General features: G+C 61.8%; 19 protein-coding genes and 2 pseudogenes. 8 read left to right on the top strand and 13 right to left on the bottom strand.

The annotated features are described in order from the left end of the window. The gene (kdpA, locus tag QRN22_RS04115) at positions 1–1695 is read right to left on the bottom strand and encodes a potassium-transporting ATPase subunit KdpA (RefSeq protein ID WP_042551745.1); all 1695 of its coding nucleotides are present in this window, start codon (positions 1693–1695) and stop codon (positions 1–3) included. Between the two features lie 5 nt (positions 1696–1700). After that, positions 1701–1790, bottom strand: a complete 90-nt coding sequence (gene kdpF, locus QRN22_RS04110) for a K(+)-transporting ATPase subunit F (RefSeq protein WP_082045652.1) — start codon at positions 1788–1790, stop codon at positions 1701–1703. A 542-nt stretch (positions 1791–2332) separates the two neighbouring features. Between kdpF and QRN22_RS04105 the strand changes: the two genes are divergently transcribed. Next, positions 2333–2611: a hypothetical protein gene (locus QRN22_RS04105; RefSeq protein ID WP_042551746.1), complete on the top strand. Its 279-nt coding sequence runs from the start codon at positions 2333–2335 to the stop codon at positions 2609–2611. A gap of 434 nt (positions 2612–3045) precedes the next feature. On the opposite strand, the gene QRN22_RS04100 is transcribed toward QRN22_RS04105, so the two are convergent. From QRN22_RS04100 to QRN22_RS04090, 3 genes are all read right to left on the bottom strand, one after another. Next, the gene (locus QRN22_RS04100; protein ID WP_042551747.1) at positions 3046–3342 is read right to left on the bottom strand and encodes an antibiotic biosynthesis monooxygenase; all 297 of its coding nucleotides are present in this window, start codon (positions 3340–3342) and stop codon (positions 3046–3048) included. Positions 3343–3634: 292 nt separating this feature from the next. Next, positions 3635–5047, bottom strand: a complete 1413-nt coding sequence (locus QRN22_RS04095; protein WP_042551748.1) for a heavy metal sensor histidine kinase — start codon at positions 5045–5047, stop codon at positions 3635–3637. An 11-nt stretch (positions 5048–5058) separates the two neighbouring features. Then, the gene (locus QRN22_RS04090; protein ID WP_042551749.1) at positions 5059–5751 is read right to left on the bottom strand and encodes a heavy metal response regulator transcription factor; all 693 of its coding nucleotides are present in this window, start codon (positions 5749–5751) and stop codon (positions 5059–5061) included. A 239-nt stretch (positions 5752–5990) separates the two neighbouring features. Between QRN22_RS04090 and QRN22_RS04085 the strand changes: the two genes are divergently transcribed. Together QRN22_RS04085 and QRN22_RS04080 are read left to right on the top strand one after the other, a co-directional pair. Continuing rightward, positions 5991–6251, top strand: coding sequence for a DUF2790 domain-containing protein (locus tag QRN22_RS04085; RefSeq protein ID WP_042551750.1), 261 nt, complete (start codon positions 5991–5993; stop codon positions 6249–6251). A 505-nt stretch (positions 6252–6756) separates the two neighbouring features. Next, positions 6757–7887 carry an HWE histidine kinase domain-containing protein gene (locus QRN22_RS04080; RefSeq protein WP_042551751.1) on the top strand — a complete coding sequence of 377 codons (1131 nt, stop codon included), beginning with the start codon at positions 6757–6759 and terminating at the stop codon, positions 7885–7887. 6 nt (positions 7888–7893) lie between these two features. On the opposite strand, the gene QRN22_RS04075 is transcribed toward QRN22_RS04080, so the two are convergent. Further along, entirely contained in the window at positions 7894–8250 is a 357-nt protein-coding gene (locus tag QRN22_RS04075; RefSeq protein WP_042551752.1) for a response regulator, read from the bottom strand. Positions 8251–8479: 229 nt separating this feature from the next. Between QRN22_RS04075 and QRN22_RS04070 the strand changes: the two genes are divergently transcribed. Then, positions 8480–8794 carry a hypothetical protein gene (locus tag QRN22_RS04070; RefSeq protein ID WP_042551753.1) on the top strand — a complete coding sequence of 105 codons (315 nt, stop codon included), beginning with the start codon at positions 8480–8482 and terminating at the stop codon, positions 8792–8794. Between the two features lie 308 nt (positions 8795–9102). Continuing rightward, a pseudogene (locus QRN22_RS04065) lies at positions 9103–9564 on the top strand (IS5 family transposase); the annotation flags it as partial. Between the two features lie 25 nt (positions 9565–9589). Here the strand turns inward: QRN22_RS04065 and QRN22_RS04060 are convergent. The 4 genes and pseudogenes from QRN22_RS04060 to QRN22_RS04045 form a co-directional block, all read right to left on the bottom strand. Next, positions 9590–9810, bottom strand: a pseudogene (locus QRN22_RS04060) (helix-turn-helix domain-containing protein); the annotation flags it as partial. Between the two features lie 3 nt (positions 9811–9813). Then, complete coding sequence (locus tag QRN22_RS04055; protein WP_042551754.1) at positions 9814–10710, bottom strand: formate/nitrite transporter family protein; 897 nt, start codon at positions 10708–10710, stop codon at positions 9814–9816. A gap of 362 nt (positions 10711–11072) precedes the next feature. Beyond that, positions 11073–11525, bottom strand: coding sequence for an HIT family protein (locus QRN22_RS04050; RefSeq protein ID WP_042551755.1), 453 nt, complete (start codon positions 11523–11525; stop codon positions 11073–11075). Between the two features lie 49 nt (positions 11526–11574). Then, the gene (locus QRN22_RS04045) at positions 11575–12477 is read right to left on the bottom strand and encodes a LysR family transcriptional regulator (RefSeq protein WP_042551756.1); all 903 of its coding nucleotides are present in this window, start codon (positions 12475–12477) and stop codon (positions 11575–11577) included. A 182-nt stretch (positions 12478–12659) separates the two neighbouring features. Here QRN22_RS04045 and QRN22_RS04040 point away from each other — a divergent pair, with 182 nt between their 5' ends. Then, the gene (locus tag QRN22_RS04040) at positions 12660–13427 is read left to right on the top strand and encodes a type 1 glutamine amidotransferase domain-containing protein (protein WP_042551757.1); all 768 of its coding nucleotides are present in this window, start codon (positions 12660–12662) and stop codon (positions 13425–13427) included. Between the two features lie 134 nt (positions 13428–13561). Further along, positions 13562–14356 (top strand): molybdate ABC transporter substrate-binding protein, encoded by a 795-nt coding sequence (locus QRN22_RS04035; protein WP_042551758.1) that lies wholly within the window; start codon positions 13562–13564, stop codon positions 14354–14356. Positions 14357–14446: 90 nt separating this feature from the next. Here the strand turns inward: QRN22_RS04035 and QRN22_RS04030 are convergent, their stop codons facing one another. The 3 genes from QRN22_RS04030 to QRN22_RS04020 all read right to left on the bottom strand — a co-directional run bounded on the left by QRN22_RS04030 (position 14447) and on the right by QRN22_RS04020 (position 16325). Continuing rightward, complete coding sequence (locus QRN22_RS04030; protein ID WP_082045656.1) at positions 14447–15370, bottom strand: SDR family oxidoreductase; 924 nt, start codon at positions 15368–15370, stop codon at positions 14447–14449. Positions 15371–15586: 216 nt separating this feature from the next. Beyond that, the gene (locus tag QRN22_RS04025; protein ID WP_042551759.1) at positions 15587–15967 is read right to left on the bottom strand and encodes a hypothetical protein; all 381 of its coding nucleotides are present in this window, start codon (positions 15965–15967) and stop codon (positions 15587–15589) included. Positions 15968–16163: 196 nt separating this feature from the next. After that, complete coding sequence (locus tag QRN22_RS04020) at positions 16164–16325, bottom strand: hypothetical protein (protein WP_156152625.1); 162 nt, start codon at positions 16323–16325, stop codon at positions 16164–16166. 388 nt (positions 16326–16713) lie between these two features. On the opposite strand from QRN22_RS04020, the gene QRN22_RS04015 reads away from it, so the two are divergent. Beyond that, complete coding sequence (locus tag QRN22_RS04015; protein ID WP_231570100.1) at positions 16714–25365, top strand: glycoside hydrolase family 94 protein; 8652 nt, start codon at positions 16714–16716, stop codon at positions 25363–25365. Positions 25366–25368 lie beyond the last annotated feature (3 nt).

Genomic DNA, 25368 nt, shown 5'->3' with positions numbered 1-25368 from the left:
TTACAGGGCTGAGCTGAGGTGATCGGCGATGGGGCCGAGCGCCAGCGCTGGTAGAAAGGTGAGGCCGCCAACCAGAAGGATGGTCAGGGTCAGAAGCGTGACGAATAACGGACCATGGGTCGGGAAGCTGTTGGGGCCGGTGGGCGCCTGCTTCTTGGCCGCCAGGCTGCCAGCGATGGCGAGAATCGGCAGGATGTAGCCGAAGCGCCCAAGCAGGATCGCCAACCCGAGCATCAGGTTGTGGAATGGCGTGTTGGCGCTGAAACCACCGAACGCCGATCCGTTGTTGGCCGTGGCCGAGGTGTAGGCATAGAGCGCCTGGCTGAAGCCATGGGGCCCCGGGTTGCTGATCGATGCCATTGGCCCCGGCAGGCTCACGGCCAGGGCCGAGAAAACCAGTACGCCGATGGGCATCACCACCAGGGTCGCGACCAGCAGACGCACTTCCCGGGCATCGAGTTTCTTGCCCAGGTATTCGGGCGTGCGGCCGATCATCAAACCTGCCAGGAACACGGCGATCAGCACGAACAGCAGCATGCCGTAGAGCCCCGCCCCTACTCCGCCGAAGATCACCTCGCTGAGCATCATGTTGAGCATCGCGACCATCCCGGCCAGCGGGCTCAGGCTATCGTGCATGGCGTTGACCGAACCGTTGGAGGCGGCGGTGGTGGCGGCAGCCCAGAGCACGGACGCAGCGACACCGAATCGGCTTTCCTTGCCCTCCAGGGAGCCCGCCTGCTCCACCGGCAAGTGGGCGAATGCCGGGTTGGGCTGGTACTCGGCGTACAGCGCGACGCCCAGGCCGAGCACGAACAGAATCAGCATGCTCGACAGCAAGGCACGGCTCTGCCGCAGGTCCCTGACGTAGTGCCCGAAGGTGAACAGCAAGGCGGCGGGAATCAGCAGAATCGACACCAGCTCGAACAGGTTGCTCCACACGGTCGGGTTCTCGAACGGATGCGCCGAGTTCAGGCCGAAGAAACCACCACCGTTGGTGCCCAGTTGCTTGATGGCGATCTGGCTGGCCGCTGGCCCGAGGGGAATGCTCTGCTCCTGCCCTTGCAGGGTCACGGCGCTGGCGTAGGCATCGAAGGTTTGTGGCACGCCCTGCCAGACCAGAAACAGCGCGAGCACCACGCTCAGGGGCAGCAGTGCATACAGTGTCGCCCTGGTCAGATCGACCCAGAAGTTGCCCAGGCTCTGCGCCGAGCGGCTCCCGATGCCACGTGCCAGCGCCACCAGCACGGCGAGGCCAACGGCGGGGCTGACGAAGTTCTGAACGGTCAGGCCGGCCATCTGGCTCAGGTAGCTCATCGTGGCCTCGCCGCTGTAGGCCTGCCAGTTGGTATTGCCCACGAAGCTCGCGGCGGTATTGAAGGCCAGCGTCCACTCGATACCCGGCATGCCCTGAGGGTTGAGCGGCAACACGCCCTGGGCGACCAGCAGAAGAAACAGAACCAGCAAGCTGACTGCGGAAAAGATCACCACGGCGCCGGCGTACTGCTTCCAGCTGTGGCCTTGCTCCGGGCGAATGCCGGCGCAGCGGTAGATGCACTTTTCCACTGGTTCGAAGAGGGGCCGCAACCAGGTGCGCTGCCCCTCCATGGCCCGGTAGATGAACTTGCCCAGCAAGGGTGCCGGCAACAGCACCAGCGCGAAGAAAGCCAGAAGCAGAAGGAAATCCTGTAGGGACATGACGCTCACTCCTTTCCGGCACGGAGAAGCGCGAACAGCAGATAGACGAAGAGGCCTGCGACCATGAGCAGCGATAGCCCATCGAGAAGGTTCATCTTTCACTCCTTGGATGCGGACCCATTCCGCGGTGTGAAAATTCTCGGTGGGACAGGCGTAAAGAATCGATTCCGAAACCGCTGCCGGGATGTAAAGAATCCGTATTTTTGACGTCGAAAGAATCCTGTTATGGCCGCTGGCGGCTGTCAGGCTGCGCAGAACAATCATCACGCCGTGCAGGTTGCCATCCCGTAACCCGCGAGCTAGAGTGCGCCGGTCACGGTATATCCCGTGACCGGGAGTCGAAACCCGAGTTGTCTGAGGGCACGGATGTGTTCATAGATGCGCGGCAGGTGCTTATTGCGCCGGGCTGCTGCATTTCTATGGCGGACCGTGCGGGGCAGGCTTTTGCCTGGCCGGTTCCCTCGGACGCCGGTATTTCGACCCCCGTACGGTTCGCCACCATTCCCGGGTCGAAACGGCATTGGTGGTGCTTCTAACTGTCCGAGGAGCATAAGGAAAATGCGCCATCCAGCTTTTACGCCAGGGCACCGCCCTACCTGCACACTGACACCCTTCGCCTCCAGCCAGGAGGTGCGCCATGGCTGAACCACGCAGCCCGGTCGTTCGTTTCCCCAGACGGCAAAGCCCCATTCCCAAAATCTGCCCCCCCCCCCCTCGCGATACCCAGGGTGACGCCGAACTGCGTGCCAGTTTGCTGGCCGACGTATTCGACGAATTGATCAGCAAGAAAGGCGAACACCCCGAAGGCCTGCTAGTGCACGCCGCAGCGCTGTTCGCAAAGGACCTGCTCGAAGAGATGGTGGTGCTCTATCGCCAGGCGCTGTGCGAGGCGCAAGGAGGTAGTGGCCATGTTTAGCGGAGGAGAAAAGACCTTCCCCTCTACAACAGCCACTACGGCCTGTCGATCTAGCTGAGCAGTAAGTCACTGCGTTCAAGCTCGGCGATTCAGCAGAGAAAATGAGACGTCAAACAGCGGCAGCGTGCCCTGATATGAGCCGGCGGCCTGGCTCCAGATACAATGAGGTGCCGTGGTTATGTCTGATCGTTAAATTATCACTGTCATGGTCGGCAACGACTATGACAGTGATGCTCACAAGAACGTGGGCGGTTGGACTCTCTTCCAGGCAAGGCGTGGCACCCTAGACCGCGGAGCGCTCATAGATACGGGCAGCAAGGGCTGTTGAATCGAGAGTTGAAAATGCCCTTTGAAAACGATCTTTCTGTTAAGAGAGATGCCATGCCCCCAGCGTTACCAGGCAGTCCGACGAGCGCCATTGGCCCCGGGCCTGCTCACTTGCCATCAGCAACGAAACAACGAAAGTCAACTTCCAGAGAACACTCATAGATATCCCTGATGAAATCCTGCATCTGATGTGAGCTCATGTTCTCGGCCATGGACGCTCGGTCGACCCAGTACGTGCTCAATATCCACTCGGGCGACCTCGAAAATCTACGCGTATACAAGCAATTCAGGCATCCTGCCGCACGTGAAAGAACAGCAGCCCCCATGGCTAATTGATCTTCGACTTTCTTCGAGTCCACTTCCCTGGCTCTGATCTTTACAGTCGTCACGGCTTCAATGGTCATGGCATCATCTCCTTAGCATTAGCACGGCATATCGAGATAAATGGTTCGACATAGGGCGATCGCGAACAGACGCCCAACTTGGCAAGAACTTCGAGTTCCTCAAGACAAACAACCAGCGAGTGATCCTTATCTTCCAGCAACGCGTTAGGGCGACACGGGTAAAACAAACATTGGAGTGGCGAGTTTCAACTCTGCGTCGCCGGATTCAACAGGCAGGGGTGTATACGAGGGGATCCGCTCACAATTGGGCGGCCCCGATAACAGAGAGCGCGGAAATCGAAGCCAGCGAGCTTTAGCTGAATTCGGGATCCATCGCCTCTTTCGTGCCGACGTGACCAACCGCCAAGGTGAAGCCAAAGGTATTGATCCCATCCTGGCTGCTGGCGAACACTTCGCCGCTGTGCATGGTGGCCACGGCCTTCACTATCGACAGCCCCAGCCCATGGTGCGTATCACTTCTGGAACGTGAGCAGTCCACCCGATAAAACCGCTCGAACAGACGCTTCAAGTGCTCCTCAGCTATTGGCTCTCCATGGTTGGCGACGGCAACGACGGCCATGTTGACCTGCATCCGTATGGAAACCGTTACCGTAGTGCCAGGAGTCGCATGCCTGGCGCTATTGTCCAGAAGGTTGGCCAGCGAACGATGGAACAGCCGGCGGTCGATGCACGCGCTGCCATCGCCCTCGATGACGACCACATTCCTGTTTTCCTGGAAGAGAGGCTCCACGTATTCGACGGTCTTGTACGCCTCCTCACTCAAGGAGACTTCCTTGAGCTGCGTTGCGTGTTCCCCAGACTGCGCGTGAGAGAGAAAAAGCATATCGTTGACGATAGAGGTCATTCTCTCGAGTTCTTCCAGATTGGACTCCAGCAACTCCACGAGCTCATGGGTCTCTCGCTCGCGCGAGAGGGCCAATTGCGTTTGGCCGATGAGATTGGTTAGCGGCGTTCTCAATTCGTGAGCGACATCGGCATTGAAACTTTCCAGTTGCATCCACGCGATCTCCTGCCGTTCGAGGACGCCATTGAACGAAGCAGCCAGGTTCTTCAATTCCTGAGGAAGAATGGATGCATCCAACCGCTGCCCATACTTTCCTGGCGCGAGGCGCTGCGCTTGATCACTGAGACTGCTGACCGGTCGCATTCCGATTTTGGAAATGAAGTAACCTAGCAAAGCGACCAATACAACGCCGAAGACACTGATGAACAGAAGCGCACGGGTGAACTCGCTCAACGTCCCCATGTACGGGGTTGAGTCTATTGCGACAACGAACCTGAGCGCAGGGCGATCGCCACGAGCCGGGATATCCGAGATCAGCAGGTAAAGCGCGCAGGACTCCTCGCGTAGACCTGGCACCTGACTGAAACCGCCTGGCAGAGCGGCTAAATCAACATCGGCAACTGGCATGCCGCCCACTCGGTATGACGAGTCTTCACTCAATATCCAGTATTGAACCCGCCCGCCTTCCGCGGCAGACAAGTCGGTCACCTTAGTCGCGATGGCCTGCCAGCCATCATGATTGGTGCGAGCACTTATCCAGGGCTTCATGAGCGACTCCCTGAACAACAGCTCGTTATGCATCTGACTCTGCAGCGACTGGTGAAGCGACATTCGCAAGGAAATACCGAACACCGACGCGATCAACACGGAGGCAACGGCAAACATCAAAGCCAGGCGGCCAGATACTGAGTTCTTGATCATCGGATATAACTCTAAGCGGACTGACGCTCTGGACGTACTTCGAGAACATAACCCATGCCTCGAACGGTATGCAGCAGCTTCATTTCATAGGGAGCGTCAACCTTGGCTCTGAGCCGTTTTATTGCAACTTCGACGACGTTTGCATCGCTGTCGAAGTTCATGTCCCAGATCTGCTCCGCAATCATCATTTTCGAGAGAATCTGCCCTTGATGCCTGGCCAGAAGACTCAACAAGGAAAATTCCTTGGCTGTCAGTTCCAGGCGCTCGCCCGCCCGCGATACTTTCCTCGCCAATAGATCAAGATGCAGATCATGTATCTGCAACTGGGTAATATCGGCCCCATCGCTCGGCCGTCGACGCAGCAGGGCCTGGATACGTGCAACGAGTTCTATCAGGGAAAATGGTTTAGGCAGATAGTCGTCCGCACCATGTCTCAGGCCTTTCACTCGTTCGTCCACCGAGCCTCGCGCAGACAACATCAGGACGGGAGTCTGTTTGCTCATGCGTAGACTTTCGAGAACGCTGTAACCATCCATACCGGGAAGCATTACATCCAGAACGACTGCATCGTAGTCATATTCGAGTGCAAGGTGCAGGCCTACGGTTCCCGAGGACGCAACGTCAACGGTAAAGCCCAGTTCACTGAACGCTCTATTTATATACGAGGACGTTTTTTCCTCATCTTCGACCAGCAGTAGCCTCATGTATCTCACCCGTCTGGCCTAGGCCAATATGTCTGCATTCATCATACGATTGGCGACCAACAGAACGCTGACGCCTGGCTGACATTTCTGTCAGAAACCAACTAAATCCTTCCTGACAAAAATGTTATTCACTGGTCATGCAAGTGACAGCGGATCATTTCTACTCTGATATCCAGCCAGGCACTTCTCATCTGGCAGACCTGACTTTAATAACTTCCTCCGATAATGAGAGACCGCATATGAAAACCATCGCAATCGCTTTTGTCGCTCTGCTCCCTTTCACTGTCGCAATGGCTGAAAATCGTGCCACGCACAATTCCAGCGACAACCAGTACCGATATGGCATGAACCTGAACATAGCCAGGGTTATTTCCATTACTGACACGGCCAAGACTTGCGGTCTCGTACCGGTGACCATGAACTATGAGGATGACCAGGGAGAGCGTCATAGTCTGCGTTACAATCAACTCAACGCGGGCCCTGGGTGTCCAGACAATTGAGTCGAACACGTCGTGTCGATAAGCGCTGACTTTTCGCCTCAACCTTTTAAACCCTCCGGATTGACTTGCGCTCACTCGGATGATGTTTGCAAGGCCGCTGTTGAACTCCAGCCCAGGCAAAGGACTGCCATCAGCCATCTCCACTGGTCAGGTTTCAACTAACTGGCGCAATTCGTCACGCGGATGACTTCCGGGCGGCCATTTGCAGGGCGCTACCCGGCATCAGCAGCTCGAGATGCGCCTGCAGGCGCTTCACGATATCCGCGCCCATCGCTACGGCCCGCGCCCACAGGCCGTTAGCAGATGCTGGATCACGACCACTCGCCTAGGCAAGGCAATTCGCTCGCGCCAAAACCGACCGAGCTCACTGGGCTGGCAGGACGGTACATGGCATGCCTCACAAGCCCACTCGGCTACCATTGGTCGTGGACCGGAAAACAGAAAATTGGCGGTAGATCATTGCCGGTGGGATACTTCTCGGCCTCCCGCTAGAGGACGCACGACGATGCGTACATTCCTTTCCCGCTTCAGCGAACGCGCGCTGGACGTCATGTCCGCCGGCGCTCCCGTCGAGCCGCTGCTCAGAGAGTTTGCGGTATCGCTGCAGGCGGAGCTTCCCGGTACGGTGATCGGCATCAACGTGCTGGACAAACCTGGGAATACGTTTCGTCTGTCGGTCTTCCCCGGCCTGCCGCTGGAGTTCAGCAACAGCCTGGTCAACAACCGCATTACCGGTAAGCGAGGCTCTTGCGGCATGGCCATAATGACCGGCCGTATCGTCGAAGTGCCCGAGGTGGCGAGCGACGAGCGGTTCTCGGCCGAGTGGAAGGAGCTGTTTCGCCAACATGGCCTCGAGGCCATGCTTTCCATACCCGCGATGAGCATCGAGGGCCTGGTGCAAGGCAGCCTCGCCGTCATCCATCCACTGGGCTCGCCACCCAACCCGGATCAGCGGGCCTTCCTGCAACTGGCGTCAGCATTGTGCGCCAAGATCTGCATCTACAGCCGCACCCAGGAGTCCACGCAGATCCTGATCGGCGAGATGGACCATCGAATGAGGAATCTCTTCGCGACCATCGGCGGTGTGGCCATCATGACGATGAGGGGCCACCCGGAACCTCGGCAATTCCGAAAGGTGCTCGATGAACGGCTGGTGATGATGCAACGCGCTCATTCCCTGGCGATGGATGCCCAGGAAGTGGAGCTCTCCACCCTACTGCGCAACGTGCTTTCGCCCTACTGCGCCGACTACGACATTCTGTTTTCCGGCCCCCCTATCGTGCTTGCGGGTGAAGCCGCATCGGCCTTGGCGCTGGTGATCCACGAGCTGGCGACCAATGCAGCCAAATATGGCGCCTTGTCGCAGCCTGGCGGAGTGCTGCACGTGCGCTGGGCGACGGAGCATGGCATGGCGGGCGCTACCTTCACGCTCAACTGGGCGGAAAGCAACGGGCCTGCCGTGAAGCCGCCTTCGCGCAAGGGCTATGGGACGACCATGATCACCGGCAGCCTGCGCAATGCCTTCGACGGCGCCGCCGAGTTGTCTTACGAAGCGTCAGGTTTCACCTGCAGGATCACGGCACCACTGACCAGCAGGCTGGGCCAGGAGAAAGAGCTGGAGAGCCTGGCGCTCTGAGCTCTGTCAGCGTTCGACGCAATGCTCCACGGCGTCGTACAGCACGTCCAGCTTCCAGGGCTTGGGAATGAAGACCGAGTTTTCCGGCATCTGCTGGGCCGTTACCTGCATATGGCCGGATGTCAGTATCACCGGCAACTCGGGCCAGCGAACCCAGACGATTTCAGCCAGCTCCCAGCCGTCCAGATGCCCAGGCATGCGAATGTCGCTCAGCAACAGGTCCACGGCCTTGTGCTCCAGGTGTCCCAGAGCCTCGTCAGCCGATGCACACTGAATCACGTCCAGGCTCAACGGAGAGATCAGCTCGACGAGAAGATCACGAAGGATCTGTTCATCCTCGGCGAGCAGTACGGTGAAGGTCATGTGCTTGGCCCGTTTTTATTCGATAGAAATTAGGGTACGCATACAGCGGGACGTCTCATAAAGTGGACGGGTGGTCACCCGCCGCGAATCGGCCACGGGGCCGCTGCGCTGGGACGTGCAGGCAGTCATCGATCCGCCCGGTGGTCACGGGTTTAGCCTGAACCTCGTGCCCCTGCCCTGCTCAGATTCGATGAGGCCAACTCTTTGGCCTCATTCGAGGTACACCGCCATGAAAGTTATCAATCTGAAAGATGGCACGGCTCATTATCAGGGCAACCCGGGCTACGCCGCCCCCAAGGCGTTCGCAGACGGCTCCCGCCAGCAATGGCAGCTGCAGGCGGTAGGTCAGACGCATATGCAGATGCAGCGCCCGGGGGAAGAGCTTGGCGACGAAGAGGATGAAGAGCTGGACCCCGGCACCGGTACCGAAAGCGAGCCCACCTCGCTACCGGACGAGGCCCCCGCAGTGGAGCCTGAAGACTTCGACGGCAATAGGTCCGAGCTGGATATAAAGCGAGCTCAGGCTTCAAGCAGGCCGATGTAACGCAGGCGAGTCAGTAGAGAGCCCGGCCCGGTTGCCGGGCTTTTTCGTTCATGGCCGGCGGCAAGTGAGTATTCGCATGAAAACCGTCAGGCGTTCGCATCGGCCGCCGCCATTCAGCCGCACGCAAAACCGACAGGCTTTCGCATGGTTCGTCACTAGGGGCTTCGGCCTCTGCAGTGCTTCACCCAGTATGCGCACAGCGCCAAGCAGGCGTTCAGAACTGACTCTAAAATCGACTAGCCGTTAGCGGCCCCTCATGATCGGCTGCTCTTGGCCGGTTTCTGCCTGTGGCCGACCGGCTGGATTCGGCTCACCAGCACAGTGCAGGCGCTGGCAGCGCAAATGATGAAGCCATAGGGAAAAGCCGAGCCGGTAATACCAGCAAGATTCATCTGGCAGTGGACGCCCATGGCTTACCCATCGAGTTTGAAATCACGGGAGGCCAAATCAATGACTGTACTCAGGCACCCGCATTGATTTCCAAGCTCCTGGCGGCAGAAACCATCGTTGCGGATAAGGGCTATGACAGCGAGAGAATCCGAGAGCAGGTTGAGCGACAAGGGGCAAAGGCCGTGATCCCGAGCAAGCGTAACTCTGTGAAAGGCAACGCGGATCTGGACAGAGGTCTGTACCGAAATCGCCACCTGGTGGAAAACGCCTTCGCCCGGCTGAAGCACTACCGGGCGGTGGCCTCTCGATTCGACGAGCTCAAGAGAAATTACGAGAGCGCGGTGGCCATGGCCTGTGCCTTTTTATGGTTGCCCATGTAACGGCAGCAGGCTCTGGCATGCAGTGCGGGGCATGGCCTTCAGTTTGTTCTTCGCCCAGCGGCGCGAGGCGCAGTGCGTAGCGTTTCGATTGGCGCGTGATATCGAATGGGCACAGCGCTCTGCTGACGAACGCGCCACCAACATTGACCAGGCATTGCTGGTGCGCGCCGGCATCAGTGCGACGCCTTCGAAGGCTCGACTTCGAGAAAAGCGGCCACCGACCTTGAGGCCTTTGGCGATCTTGCACGGTCAGTCCTTGCGATTGCGGCGCAACTCCTCCAGCAACTTCTGCTTGTCGCGCTCGCGCTTGGCAATCACGTCACGCTCGCTGCGGATCTGAGCATGGCTGAGCAGGGCAAAGATAAAGCTGCCGCCGATGATATTGCCGGCCAGGGTAGGCCCCGCAAACACCAGCCAGAAATCGCCCCAGCTCACTTCACCGGCATACACCAGATAAGACACCTCTATCGAGCCAACCACGATATGGGTGAAGTCACCCAGTGCCATCAGGTAAGTGATCATCACGATAATGGCGATCTTGGCGCTTTCCATCGAGGCGATCATCCACACCATGGTGGCGATCATCCAGCCCGAGATAATGCCTTTGGCAAGCATCTTGGACACGTCGTTTTCCATCACCTTACGGCCGATTTCCAGAAACGCCAGGTCGGTCTGGGCATCGAAAATCGGCAGGCGCAGCATCACCCAAGCCACCAGCAGGGTGCCGGCTAGGTTTCCGCATAGCACCACGCCCCAAAGACGCAATAGTCGCCCGACATTGTTCAGGGTCAGCTTGCTCATCACCGGCAGCACGGCGGTCAGGGTGTTTTCCGTAAACAGTTGCTGACGGGCGAGGATCACCGCCAGAAAGCCTGCCGAATAACCGAGGCTGGCGATCACATGACTTTCATCGCTGGGGCCCAACCGAGAGCGGAACAACCCCATGGCCATCAGCGACAGGCCCATGGTCAGCCCGGCGGCCAGCGCCGACCACCATAATGCTGCGATGCTGCGTTCCAGCTCATGGTCGCCCTGAATCCTGATGGTTTCATGCAACACCGCCGCCCGCGGCGGCAGCTTCTCATCGATCTCGCGCTCTTCTTCGGCTGACAGGCCGGGGGTCTTGCCGTCTGCTTGTTCTTGCATACCAGTTACCTTCACGGGTGGAACGACGGAGGCCCGTCTGTCTGAGGATTCAGACCTGCGGCGCCCGCTGTCGTTCTGCCGTGATGAAGGCGTCCTTGCCTCGCGGCGAAATGGGCTACGGCGCAGCCGTGCGTGAAACGTCAATAGACCTTAGTTTCGTAGATTGAATCGCCCCTTGTTTTGTAGAGACAACCGAGCGGCTCTTCTGGCCGGTAGCAGTCATCAGCGAGAGGCCATTTGGAACTGCGAGTCAGTGGCTGGATATCTCAGGGCGTCGGCAAAGCGAACTGTCGGCGTGTGCGAATAGGTGTCGGAGGGATCCGAATAGATGTCGGAACCAATGCGAATACTCAGGCAAGCGATCACTCTTTCGGGCGCCAGCATGATTCAGCGAGCAACTGAGCGATCTGCCGACGCAACGCACCGTGCGCTTGCTCGGTGAAAGGTGTAGCCGCTTTCCAATCGTAGAACCACACCGGCATCTTGCGCTTTTCCTCCGGTTCCGAAGAGTAACGAGGAAAAATATGGCAATGCAGCTCTGGCTCGGTATTACCGAGAATTTCATAGTTCATGCGAAGCGCTCCGGTCGCCTGCAGCACGGCATCGCCAATTCGAGCCATGTCGAGCAGATAACGCGTTCTCGCCTCGGTATCCAGATCGTTCAGACTGGGAACGACAGGGTCGGGCAGCAACAGGCAGTATCCAGGCAGAAACTGCACGTCGCCCATGACTGCCCAGCCGGAGGCCATTCGGCAGATGACCTTGTCGTTGGCTCCATGGCGTGCCAGTTCCACTCGCTGCGAAATCAGAGACATGCATGTTCCTCGATGGTGGCGGGTCGCAACCCAAAGTAGCCGAACGCCGTCAGATTTTCAGTACCTGGCCGCACAGCTCGATGAACGCCCTTAGCTTGGGCTGGTTCCTGGCCGTTCTCGAGAAATACAGAAACAGGCCGTCGTTGCCCGGCGAGCACTCGAGGAGCGCGGGCTCCAGGGTGCCTGCGGCCAACTCGCGAGAGGAGTGGAACGTCGATGAGTAGATCAGCCCCGCCCCCTGAACCGCCAGGCTACGCATGAGTTCACCGTCGTTGACGGTGATCGAGCCCGCCGGATCGATCCTCACGGTCGAGCCATTCTCGACGAACTCCCAGCGGTAGATGTCGCCTTTCTCGGGCCGCCGAAAGCGGATGCACTGATGGCGCACCAGATCGCTGGTCGATTGCGGCTTGCCGTTAGCCCGAAAATACGCCGGCGAACCGAAGACCGCCCACTGGAAGGGTTTGCAAAGCCGTACCGCGATCATGTCCTGGGCGATGTACGAGCCGATCAGGATGCCTGCGTCATAGCCCTCGGAGACGAAGTTCTCGTGGCGGTTGCTGACGGTGATTTCCAGATTGAGATTGGGCCACGCTTCTCTGAAGGCAGGCAGCAGAGGCTCGATGACATGCGGCAAGGCCAGACGCTCGACGATGAGCCGCAGGGTACCCGAGGGAGCCTTGGCCGACTGCGCGGCATCTTCCAGCCCGGTCGAGATGGCCAGGGCGGCAGGCTCGACTTTGTGCAGCAGTTCCTCACCGGCCTCGGTAAGGGACACCTTGCGCGCGGTGCGGTGAAAGAGCGGAACGCCAAGCCGCTGCTCAAGCTTCTGCAATGCATGGCTTACCGCACCCGGTGTCTTGCCGATATCGAACGCAGCCTTGCTGATGCTCAACCGCCTGGCGACCGCCAGAAATTCGGGTAATCCATCGAAACTGTGGGTCAGATTCATTCGAGTCCTTCAACCAGTGCGCTCGGGCAGCCATGCAAGCGGGAGACATTTACATGATTATATCGAGCCAATTTCGTCGAATTACAACGATAAATTGAATAGTGCATTCGGATTTGGCCAGCTACTGGCGTGATTTCATCTTGGATAGAGTGAGCTCACCCCCACCATTCGAAGGAATTCACATGGCTATTCGCAAGCGCTTGCTCGGTCTCGCCGCAGCGGTCATCTCACTCGCCGTGTCCAGCACGGCCGCCATCGCCGAGGAAAGCGAACAGGCTGACAGGATTCTGATCGTGGTATCGAGCCTGGACAAAAAGACCGAGACCCTGGTCGGCGGTTTCTGGTTTCCCGAGCTGACCCACCCGGTCGAAGTCTTCGATGAGGCTGGCATCGATTACGATCTCGCCAGCCCGAAAGGCGGCTTCGCTCCGTTCGATGGCTTCGACCTGAGTGACCAGGCGACCCTGAAGTTCTGGACCAACCCGCAACACCGCAACAAGCTGGGCAACACCCTCAAGCTCTCGGATGTCGATGCGTCGAAGTACGATGCGATCTTGCTGGTCGGTGGCCATGGCCCCATGTGGGACTTCGTCAACAACCCGGAACTGAGCGGCATCGTGGCCGCCATCTATGAGAACGACGGTATCGTCAGCGCTGTTTGCCACGGACCTGCAGGCCTGCTCGACGTGAAACTCGGTAACGGCAAGAGCCTGTTGAGCGGCCGCCGTGTCACGGGCTTCACGGCCGAGGAAGAGCGCTCGCGCGACTACGACAAGATCGTCCCCTTCGAGCTCGAAGGAGCGTTGAAGAAAGCCGGGGCCACCTTCGAAGAAGCACCGATCTTCGAAAATAAAGTGGTGGTCGACGGGCGTCTGATTACCGGCCAGAACCCGACCTCCGCCAAATCGTTCGGCGAAGCCATCGTCACGGCGCTCAAAGCCAAGCGGTGACCTGCCTCAGCTCCACAAGTGGGCCTGACGACCTGAGCAAGGGCGACGCGATGCCGACTCGCCCTCCCGCTCTCACCTGACCGTTCGCCCCCATCTGCAACGGATAGGGGCGACGATTACCCAAGGAACATGAAATGCGTCAGCTGAGTCGAGCGGTTGTACCGGGCATTCTGGCCATGCTGTTTTCGGACGCAAGCCTCCACGCCGCGGATATAAACGTCCTGGCCTCCACGGCCCTGCAGCCGGTGTTCATGAAGCTGGCACCTGAATTCGAAAGAACCACCGGTGATCGATTGTTTTTTTCCTGGGGCGCCTCGTATGGAGCCAGCGCCGATGCGCTCCCCATACGCCTTGGAAATGGGCAGGCCGCTGACCTGGTGGTGATGATTGCCGACGCCCTGAATGAACAGATCGAACAGGGCCACCTGCGCCCCGAAACCGCCACCAGCCTGGCCAGCTCCCGGCTGGGCCTGGCAGTCAGAGCGGGTACTCCACGGCCTGAGATCGGCAGTATCGACGACTTGCGGCACACCTTGCTGGCCGCCAGGTCCTTGGCCTTTTCGAGCGGTGTGAGCGGGGTTTACGTGCAGCGCACTCTGCTCCCTGAACTGGGAATAGCCGACAGGTTGAAGCCTAGAAGCATCGTCATCGAGGCTCCCGAGCTGGTTGGCGACGCCCTGCTGCGCGGTGATGCCGAGGTCGGGTTGCAGCAGATGAGCGAGCTTCTGGCCGTGCCGGGAATCGACGTCGTCGGTCCCCTTCCCGAAGAGCTTCAACGGGTGAACATCATTGCGGCAGCGGTAACGACTGCTGCAGCTCAACCTGCATCGGCGCAGGCTTTCATCGCGTTCCTGCAAAGCCCTGAAGCAGCCCACGAGCTGAAAGCATCAGGGTTCACGCCTCTCGGCCTGGAGCAGCTCGAGCAATGAATGCCCACACCGGCAACTGCCGATCTTGACGTACATTCTTCATGACCAGAGTGATCGAAAACCTTCACTGCGCGCGCAGCCGCATGGGGATCACTGGTCGAACCGCACGCTGACAGCATCGAGCGCCTGGACGACCCTGTCCGGCTCTTCGCTCAGCGGCAGGTTGTCCTGATCACCGACGGCGTCGTAACCCGTTGCAGGGTCTGCCGGCAGAGCCGAGAACAGCGGCTCGAGATCCGTTTGAGCGGCACCACGCTCGGCGACCAGTTCGAAGGTCTTGCGGTTCGCGCTGGGCGAGGTCAGGGACGCGACGAGCACCTCGGCGATCTGCGCACGAGCCACCACGCCATCGGATGGTGAACTGGACCAGTGCGTATCGCCCTGGCGCAAGACCAGGCGTTGCTGATCGGCCGCGTTGTAGTCGAACCAGCCAGGCCGCACGATGGTGTAAGGCAGCCCGCTGGCACGCACCAGGCGTTCTCCGCGACGTTTCCAGTCATGCCCGACTGTGGGCTTGGTGACGCCGACGGTGGTCATCAGGGCGATGCGCACAGGCGCCTGCAACACGCCGAGAACGTTGCGCACCGCCCCATAGTTCACCGCCTCCGCACCGCTCGGATCATTGCCGCTGATGCCATGGGTGAAGATGACCGCGCTGATGCCGGCGACAGCCTCCGGCAGCGTCTCGGCGCGAGTCAGGTCACCGACCACGACCTTCACCCCGGCAGGAAACAGCTCGGCCTGGTCGGGGTCACGCACCAGTGCGCGCGTCTCGTAGCCGCGCCTGAACGCCTCTGCCACCGCCAGTCGGCCGATGCTTCCACTGGCCCCCACGACCAGGACCACAGGCGTTTGCGCACCGCTGGCGCCCCCCTCTTCGGATTCCCGCTCAGTAGCGGCGCGGCTTTCATCGGCCTTCGGGGCGGCCTGCGGCGGGGTCGATCCTGCCATGGCGATTTCCGCGAACATCGCCAGCAGCAACGTCATGCCGTATTGAATGGTGAGTCGATTCATCGAGCGTACCCCGTGTGAGCGAAAGGCAGGATGCGCTGCACTCAGCGGCTGGCCAGTGACTGCAATGCGGGTGAAGGACGTTAAGCGAGGACGTCGGCCCGGACTAGCCAGGCAAACCGGCAAGGGCCTATGAGCAGAGCTAATCAATCGGCGTGTGCTGCTTGCGCCGTGCTGGGCATCGCTACGCTCAACCACAGGCTGCGTTTTGCACAGCGATCAGTCGTACGGCAGGTCGTCCGGGTCGACGCCAATGTAATCCGGCTCGGGCATGCTTGGCAGGCGTACGGCCATGATGCGGCGCTGGTTTTGTAGCAAGGCCTTAGCCACGCGATGCATTCCATCCATGACCCGTCCGTCAGGTGAAAGAATGATCGGATAGGCCAGGTCCGTGGCGTCGACGAGCCGCATGTGCTCGATCAGGTCACGGCACGTGGGGGGCGGATCTTCGGCGTCGAACCAATAGGGCTCGTCGACTTCCCTGATCGCGGACAGATCGACGGGGCCGGGCGCTATGCCTTTGGCAAGGTCGATCAGGCGGTGGACATCCCAGGCCAGCAGGCCGTCTTTGCTTTCACGAAAGTGATACTGCTTGCGCATGAGCGAATCTCCGAGCGTGCAGCCTTTAGCATAAGGCTTGCAGAACCGAAGCGCCTGACATCGTCTGGAGATCCGCTTGGATGCGCAAGCTCGCGGTTCTGGGTATCGCTGCGCTAAAGCACAGGCTACGCGGTTTGCATGGCGATCAGGCTCCGAGGGAGTGGAGGCCTACCGGTGCGCGATGGTATGAGCGAGCTCAGCGCGAAAGCAGCAAGGTGCCTTCCTGGCAGGAAGCAGCGGCGGTCAGGGCATTTTCGCTGGCGGAGAGTGCGGCAAGGTTGGTTCGAGCCGCCGATACGTAGGCCTGGTGCGCCCAGTAAACGGCAAAGCCGGAGAGTATCGCGGACGTGAAGCTCATGACGCTTATAAGCCTGACCAATCCTCTGGTGCCCATCGTGTAGCTCCTTTGCGTGTGCCGGCTGGTTGCCGGCGCGCCAGCAATACTCCCTTGCCGCGCAATAGGCCATCACTCGAAGAGGCACGATTGCCTCACTGCAACGGCCTTTTTCCACCCAGCGCCAACTGGGCCGCCAGCTGCAGAGAATGTGGCCACGGCGGTCTATCGGACGGCCGGTGGCCAAGCGCAACGGCCAGGGCCACCGCTATGTGTGCCAGCAGACAGACGCCCTACCGGGAGAATTTCACACTGCCTCTCTGCACCCTCCTCACTCGTCACGCCCGCAGCGCTTGCGTGACACGCATCACTGCAACGTTGCCCGCGTTTCACGTTGCACGCCAAGGAAAACATGGACAGGCAATGGCTTCGAGCAATCCAACGGTTGTGGCGGCCCGCGCCCCGCACCTTCGAGTACGAGCCGGCCCTGCGCGCGGAACTGTTCAGCGCAGAACAGATGGCCACCCACGGTGCCCACCTGGCCCGCCAGCATCACCTTAGCCGCGACTCCACCTCCGACGCCCTGCTTCACCGACTCGCCGAGAATGCTGCGGTGCTGGCCAGCAGTTGCCAGGCCATGACCGTGGCAGCGCTCTCCAACCGTCGCGCAACGCCGGCTGCGGAGTGGCTGCTGGACAATTTCTACCTGGTCGAGGAGCAGATACGCACGGCGCAGAAACATCTACCCAAAGGCTACTGCCGCGAACTGCCCGGCCTGGATGATGGGCCCTCGCGTACCTTGCCGCGGGTCTACGACATCGCCCTGGAAACCATTGCCCACGGTGACGGCCGGGTCGACAGCGACAGCCTGAGCCGCTTCGTGGCCGCCTATCAGGTGGTCACACCGCTGACGCTGGGCGAGCTGTGGGGCATTCCCATCATGTTGCGCCTGGCATTGATCGAGAACCTGCGCCGGGTCGCTTCACGGGTGATGGCCAACTGGAACGACCGCAACCTGGCCAATGACTGGGCGGATCGCCTGATTGCCACCGCAGAACGCGACGCCAAGAGCGTGGTGCTGCTGGTTGCCGACCTGGCACGTTCGGCACCGCCGATGACCAGTGCCTTCGTGGCCGAACTGGCGCGGCGCCTGCAGGGCCAGAGCACCGCACTGATTCTGCCGATGACCTGGGTCGAGCAGGCCCTGGCCGAGTCTGGCCAGAGCGTGGAGCGCCTGATTCACCTCGACGCTCAGTTGCAGGCCACGGAGCAGGTGTCGATCAGCAACAGCATCAACAGCCTGCGCCTGCTCTCGGCCACCGACTGGCGCGAGTTCGTCGAGCACATGAGCGGTGTCGAGCACACCCTTGGCGAAGATCCGTCTGCGGTCTACGCCTGCATGGATTTCGCCACCCGCGACCACTACCGGCATGCCGTCGAGCGCCTGGCGCGCAGCTGTCCGCACTCGGAGATCGACATCGCCCGCGCCGCCATCGCCCTGTGCCGCGCGGCACCGGATCATGAACCCCTGATGAGCCACGTCGGTTTCTACCTGCTGGGCCCGGGGTTGGCCGATCTGGAGCGGCAACTGGGTGCGCTACGCTCCCTGGCCGAGCGCTGTCGGCGCGTGTTGCGCAAGTCGCCGCTGGTTTTCTTCATGACTCCGGTGGTGCTGCTCAGCGCGCTGCTGGCCTGGCCGTTCTACGGCATGCTGCGCGCCGACGGCTGGGGCCTGTGGACGTTGTTGTCGCTCAGCGTACCGACACTGGTGATGACCAGCCACCTGGCCATCGCGCTGGTCAACCGGCTGGTGACCCTCAGCCTGCCACCAGACATCCTGCCACGCCTGGATTACAGCGCCGGCATTCCCCCCCAGGCGCGTACGCTGGTAGTGGTGCCAACGCTGATCGGCAGCGCTCAGGACGTGGAAGAACTGGTGGATGGCATGGAGATACGCTTCCTCGCCAACCGTGATGCCAACCTGTATTTCGCCCTGCTCACCGATTTCATGGATGCCCAGAGCGAGGTGCTCGACGGCGATGCGCCCTTGCTGCAACAGGCCAGCCTGGCGGTCGATGCGCTGAATCTGAAATACCCCGAAACTGGCGCGTCGCGCTTCTTCCTGCTGCATCGCCCACGACGCTGGAACGCCACCGAACAACGCTGGATGGGCCATGAGCGCAAGCGCGGCAAGATCGCCGAGCTCAATGCGCTGTTGCGTGGTCATGGCCAGGACCGGTTTTCCCTGATCGTCGGCGATATCGCCGCGCTGCCGGAGGTCAACTACGTCATCGCCCTGGACACCGACACCCAACTGCCACGCGATGTGGCCCGGCAGTTCCTCGGCGCCATCTGCCATCCGCTCAACCAGGCCCGCTTCGATGCGCAGCAACGCCGCATCGTCAGCGGCTACGCCATCCTGCAACCCCGTGTGGGCATCAGCCTGCCGAGCATCGCCCGCTCCGCCTACGCCCAGCTGTTCGGTAGCGATGCGGGGGTGGACCCTTACACCCGCTCGGTATCCGACGTGTATCAGGACCTGTTCGGCAACGGCTCGTTCATCGGCAAGGGTATCTACGCCGTGGATTCCTTCGAGCAGGCCCTGCAGGGCTGCTTTCCCGACAACCGCATTCTCAGCCATGACCTGATCGAGGGCTGCTACGCCCGCTCCGGGCTGATCAGCGACGTACAGCTGTATGAAGAACACCCGGCGCGCTACAGCGCCGATGCCAAACGTCGGCATCGCTGGATCCGTGGAGACTGGCAGCTGCTGCCGTGGCTGATGCCCTGGACACCGAAACCCGGTGGTGGCCTGGAGCAGAACCGTCTGACCAACCTGGCCTGCTGGAAGATCGTCGACAACCTGCGCCGCAGCCTCGAGCCAGCGGCCTTTCTGTGCATGTTGCTGTGGGGCTGGTTGGCCAGTTCACAGCCGTTGCAGTGGAGCCTGGGGGTATTGCTGCTGATCATCGCCCAGCCGTTGATCAGCACCCTGCTGGATGTGCTGCACAAAGCCCATGACATCAACCTCGGCCAGCACCTGAAGGTAACCCTGCGCGATGCGGCGCAGCACTTCGGTCGTGCGCTGCTGACGCTGGTGTGGCTGCCGTTCGAGGCCTTCAGCAGCCTGGATGCCATCGCCCGCACGCTGTGGCGCATGACCATCAGCCAGCGCCACCTGCTGCAATGGAACCCCTCCCGAGAAGTGGAGCGCAGCAGCAACAATGACCTGTCTGGCCTGTATCGGCTGATGTGGGTGGCGCCGCTGCTGGCGGTCGCCGTGGCCATCGCGCTGCTCGGCCAGCCGGTGACGCTGGCAATCGCCGCGCCCTTCCTCCTGGCCTGGTTGCTGGCCCCGGCCATCGCCTGCTGGCTGAGCAGGCCGGCGGCCCATGTGCTGTTCGCCCCATCGCTCGAAGAGCAACAGTTTCTGCGCCGCCTGGCACGCAAGACCTGGGCTTTCTTCGACGATCATGTCGGCCCTGCGGACAACTGGCTGCCACCGGACAACATCCAGGAACGGCCGACTGCGGTAACCGCCCACCGAACCTCGCCAACCAACATGGGCATGGCACTGCTTTCGCACCTGGCCGCTCACGACTTCGCCTACCTCAGTGGCGGTCGCCTGCTCGCACGCCTGGATAGCGCCCTGACCAGCATGTCGCGGCTGGAGCGTCATCGCCGCCACTTCTACAACTGGTACGACACTCAGACCCTGCAACCGCTGCCGCCCCGCTACGTGTCCACCGTGGACAGCGGCAACCTGGCCGGTTTGCTGCTGACCCTGCGGCCAGGCCTGTACGAGTTGCCAAAAGCGGCCTTGCTCAGCCCGAACTGGCGCATCGGTCTGGCAGACAGCCTGGGCGTGCTGCATGAGGCAATGCTGGCGGGCGGGCTGGACGAGCACCTGCTCGACGAGGCGTTCAGCGAGCTGGCCACGACACCTACCCTCGACGCGCAGAGCCTGGCCGATATCAGTGCGGTACTGCAGCGCCTGATCACCCTCGCCCAGGGCCTGCAACCCGCTCTTTCAACGGCTGTCGAGGCCGACTACTGGCGCCAGGCGCTGCTCGCTCATTGCCAGGATCTGCACAGTGAACTGGCCTGCCTGACCCTACCCGGCAAGCCACTGGCCTCGGCCAGCTGGCATGAGCTGGCACAGCTCGATGCCACGCAATGGCCGGCAGCCGAACAGGCCCAGGTCCGCGCGGTGATCGCCCACGCCAGCGAGCGCATCGCCACGGCGCTGCGCCTGGCGGATCTGGCGGCCGAGCTGGCGGACATGGACTTCACCTTCCTGTACGACGCGCAACGCGAGCTCCTGGCCATCGGTTACAACGCCGATGACCAGCGCCTGGACGGCGCCTACTACGACCTGCTGGCCTCGGAAGCGCGGCTGACCAATTTCGTGGTCATCGCCCAGGGACAGCTGCCTCAGGACAGCTGGTTCACCCTGGGCCGGCTGCTGACCAGCAACGGCGGGGTCCCGGTGCTACTGTCCTGGACCGGCTCGATGTTCGAGTACCTGATGCCGATGCTGGTCATGCCCAGCTATGCCGGCACCCTGCTCGACCAGACCTGCCGCGCCGCCGTAGCCCGGCAGATCGAATACGGCCAGCAACTGGGCCTGCCCTGGGGCGTGTCCGAGTCCGGCTACAGCACTCTGGACGCCCAACTGAACTATCAGTACCGGGCCTTCGGCGTACCCGGCCTGGGTCTCAAGCGCGGCCTTGGCGAAGACGTGGTGATGGCCCCCTATGCCTCGGTGCTGGCGCTGATGGTAGCCCCGGAAGCGGCCTGCAAGAACCTCCAGCGCCTGGCAGGCATGGGCATGGCTGGCCGCTATGGTCTGTACGAAGCCATCGATTTCACCAGTGCCCGGCTGCCACCGGGGCAGAACGCTGCGCTGATCCAGTCCTTCATGGCGCACCATCAGGGCATGAGCCTGCTGTCATTGACCCATGTGCTGCTCGATCGCCCGATGCAGCGCCGCTTCGAGGCCGACCCGCAGTTCCAGGCCACCGCCCTGCTGCTGCAGGAACGGGTGCCGAAAAGCGCCGCGCAATACCTGCACACCGCCAATGCCTCGCTGGAGGGCAAGGTCGCCCGGGTCAACGAGAACAAGCTGCGGGTCTACACCGACCCGGGGCGCCGACACCCCGCCGTACAACTGCTCTCCAACGGCCGTTACCACGTGATGATCAGCAATGCCGGTGGTGGTTACAGCCGCCGCGACGATATGGCGGTCACCCGCTGGCACGAGGACATAACCTGCGACAACACCGGCACCTTCTGCTACCTGCGGGATGTCGACAGCGGGGATTTCTGGTCCTCGGCGCACCAGCCGACCTTGCGCACGACGCAAAGCTTCGAGGCGATCTTCACCGATGCCCGGGCCGAATTCCGCGTGCGCGAACGGGACTTCGACGCCCACACCGAGATCGTCGTCTCACCCGAAGACGACATCGAACTGCGGCGCCTGCACATCAGCAACCGGGGTGCGCAGCGCCGTACCCTGGAGCTCACCAGCTACGCCGAAGTGGTGCTGGCACCGGCCCTCAGTGACGCCCTGCATCCGGCCTTCAGCAAGCTGTTCGTACAGAGCGAACTGCTCACTGAGCTGCAGGCGATTCTGTGTAGCCGGCGGCCACGTTCGAGCGAGGAAAAGGTGCCGTGGCTGTGCCACCTGCTGGCCGCCCACGAGGTGGACATCGCGGCGATCTCCTACGAAACCGACCGCGCCCGCTTCATCGGTCGCGGGCGCAACCTGACGCACCCCGCCGCGATGGACAACGAGACGCTGTCCGGCACCGCGGGTGCGGTGCTCGATCCGATCGTCTCGATCCGCTGCCGGATCACCCTGGAGCCTGGCCAGACCGCCACCATCGACCTGGTGACCGGCGTCAGTGACAGCCGTGACGGTTGCCTGCAGTTGATCAACAAGTACCGCGATCGGCACCTGGCCGACCGTGTCTTCGACCTGGCCTGGACCCACAGCCAGGTGCTGCTGCGCCAGCTCAACACCTCCCATGCCGAGGCCCGTCTGTTCGAGCAGATGGCCGCGTCGATCATCTATACCAACCCCTCGCTGCGCGCCGCACCGGGCGTGCTGGCCGCCAACCAGCGCAACCAGAGCGGCCTGTGGGGCCAGGCGATTTCCGGTGACCGGCCCATCGTGCTGCTGCAGATTTCCGCCACCGCGCATATCGACCTGGTGCGCCAGTTGGTGCAGGCCCACGCCTACTGGCGGCACAAGGGCCTGATCGTCGACCTGGTGATCTGGAACGAGGACCAGGCCGGTTACCGGCAGGATCTGCAGGACGTGATCATGGGCCTGGTGACCTCGGGCAGCGAGGCGCACCTGCTGGACCGGCCTGGTGGCATTTTCGTGCGCCCGGCCCAGCAACTCTCCAATGAAGATCGCGTGCTGATGCTGGCCGTGGCCCATCTGGTGCTCAGCGACGAACGCGGCAGCCTCGCCGAACAGATTCATCGGCGTCGGGCAGAGCCCGCCATGCCGGCCTTCGATGCCCGCCTGCTGCCCAGGCCGGCGCCGCCAGTGGTGGTTCCGCTGGCTGACTCGTCGCTGATCCTGAGCAACCCCCATGGCGGTTTCAGCGCCGACGGCAAGGAATACGTCATTCACTGCCAAGCCGGTCAGCCGACCCCGGCGCCTTGGGTCAACGTGCTGGCCAACCCGAACTTCGGCAGCGTGATTTCGGAAAGCGGCAGCGCCTACACCTGGCATGAGAACGCCCACGAATTCCGCCTCACGCCATGGCGCAACGACCCGGTCAGCGACCCGGGCGACGAGGCCATCTACCTGCGCGATGAAGACAGCGGCCACTACTGGTCGCCAACCCCGCTGCCACGCCCTGGCAAGGGCGCTTACGTGACCCGTCACGGTTTCGGCTACAGCGTCTTCGAACACGAGGAAGGCGGGATTCGCAGCGAGCTGTGGGTCTACGTATCGCTGCAGGATCCGGTGAAGTTCTCGCACCTGAAAATCCATAATGTCTCCGGCCGAGCACGGCGCCTGTCGGTCACCGGCTACGTGGCCTGGGTACTGGGCGACCTGCGGGAAAAATCCTCCATGCACGTGGTCAGCGAGGCCGATCCGAACAGCGGTGCGCTGTTCGCTCGCAATGCCTACTCCATCGAATTCCCTGGCCGGGTGGCCTTCTTCGATGTCGACGCACCGCTGGCCAGCAGCACCGCCGGGCGCTGCGACTTCATCGGCCGTAACGGCCACCTGAGCGCCCCTGCGGCCATGGCCCAGCCGCACCTGTCGGGGCGCAGCGGCCCGGGGCTCGATCCGTGCGCGGCGCTGCGCGTCAATCTGCAACTGGCTGCCGACGAGCAGCGCAGCGTGACCTTCCGGCTGGGCGCCGCCCAGGACGCCAAGACCGCTTCGCGCCTGGTGCAGCGCATGCGCGGCGGCAACGTCGCCCAGGTCGAACTGCAGCGGGTGCGCGAGCATTGGCAGGACACCCTAGGCAAGGTGCGGATCGAAACCCCGGAGCCGGCCGTGGACGTGCTGGTCAATGGCTGGCTGATGTACCAGGTGATCGCCTGCCGCTTCTGGGCGCGCAGCGGTTACTACCAGTCCGGTGGCGCCTTCGGCTTCCGTGATCAGTTGCAGGACAGCATGGCCATGCTGCATGCCGACCCGGCCGCGGTTCGCCGGCACCTGCTGCTGTGCGCCGCCCACCAGTTCATCGAAGGCGATGTACAGCACTGGTGGCACCCGCCACTGGATCGCGGTGTACGCACCGGCTGCTCCGACGACTACCTGTGGCTGGCCCAGGCGACCAGCCGCTACGTTCAGGTCAGCGGCGATCACACGGTGCTGTCGGAAACCGTGGGCTACCTGGAAGGCCGTTTGCTCAACAGCGGCGAGGAGTCCTATTACGACCTGCCGCACCACTCTGCCCTGCAGGAAACCCTGTACCAGCATTGCGTGAGAGCCATCGAGCACAGCCTGGCACGGGGCGTTCACGGCCTGCCGCTGATGGGCCACGGCGACTGGAACGACGGCATGAACCGCGTCGGCGAAGGGGGCAAGGGCGAAAGCGTCTGGCTCGGCTTCTTCGGCTACGACGTGCTGCGCCGCTTCGCCACCACCGCCCTGCTCAACGGTGACGCCGAGTTCGCCAGACGCTGCGACGAGCACGCCGATGCCTTGCGCCTGAACCTCGATGCCCACGCCTGGGATGGCGAGTGGTATCGCCGGGCCTATTTCGACGATGGCACGCCATTGGGCTCGACCGGCAACGACGAGTGCCGCATCGACTCCATCGCGCAAAGCTGGTCGGTGCTGTCCGGCGCGGCACCCGATGGGCGCCAGCGCACGGCCATGGACTCACTGGAGCGGCACCTGCTGCGCCGCGACATCGGCCTGGTGCAACTGCTTGCGCCCCCCTTCGACCACGGCGTGCTCGACCCTGGCTACATCAAGGGCTACGTACCTGGCGTGCGCGAGAATGGCGGCCAGTACACCCACGCCGCGGTGTGGGCGAGCATGGCCTTCGCCGAACTGGGCGACAGCGCACGGGCATGGGAGCTGCTGCGCCTGATCAATCCGGTCAGCCACGGCAACAGTGCCGCAACCATTGCCACCTACAAGGTCGAGCCCTATGTGGTGGCCGCCGACGTGTATGGCATGCCGCCCCATGAGGGACGTGGCGGCTGGAGCTGGTACACCGGTTCGGCCGGCTGGATGTACCGGCTGATCGTCGAGTCGCTGCTCGGTCTGCAGCGCAACGGTACGCAGTTGCGCATGCAACCGGTGCTGCCGGCGGACTGGCGCGGATTCAGCCTGCACTACCGCTTCGGCTCGTCGTGCTACCGCATCACCCTGTGCTGCACGGATGCCGCCGACTCGACCCTGCACCTGGACGGCATCGCGGTCCAGGGCGACAGCATCACCCTGGTCGACGATGACCAGGATCATCAGGTCGATATTCAGTGGCCTCACAAGGGGCACCTTAAGGGGTCTGGCACACCGACGGATACCGATAAACCTGTCAGGGTGATCGCTCAACCGAACCAGCTACCGGAGTAGCGA

The sequence above is a fragment of the Pseudomonas sp. MEJ086 genome, from assembly GCF_030209025.1.
In the GTDB taxonomy this organism is placed as follows: domain Bacteria; phylum Pseudomonadota; class Gammaproteobacteria; order Pseudomonadales; family Pseudomonadaceae; genus Aquipseudomonas; species Aquipseudomonas fulva_A.
The sequence above is the reverse complement of the archived record's forward strand: the minus strand, read 5'-3'. Positions and strand labels throughout refer to the sequence as shown.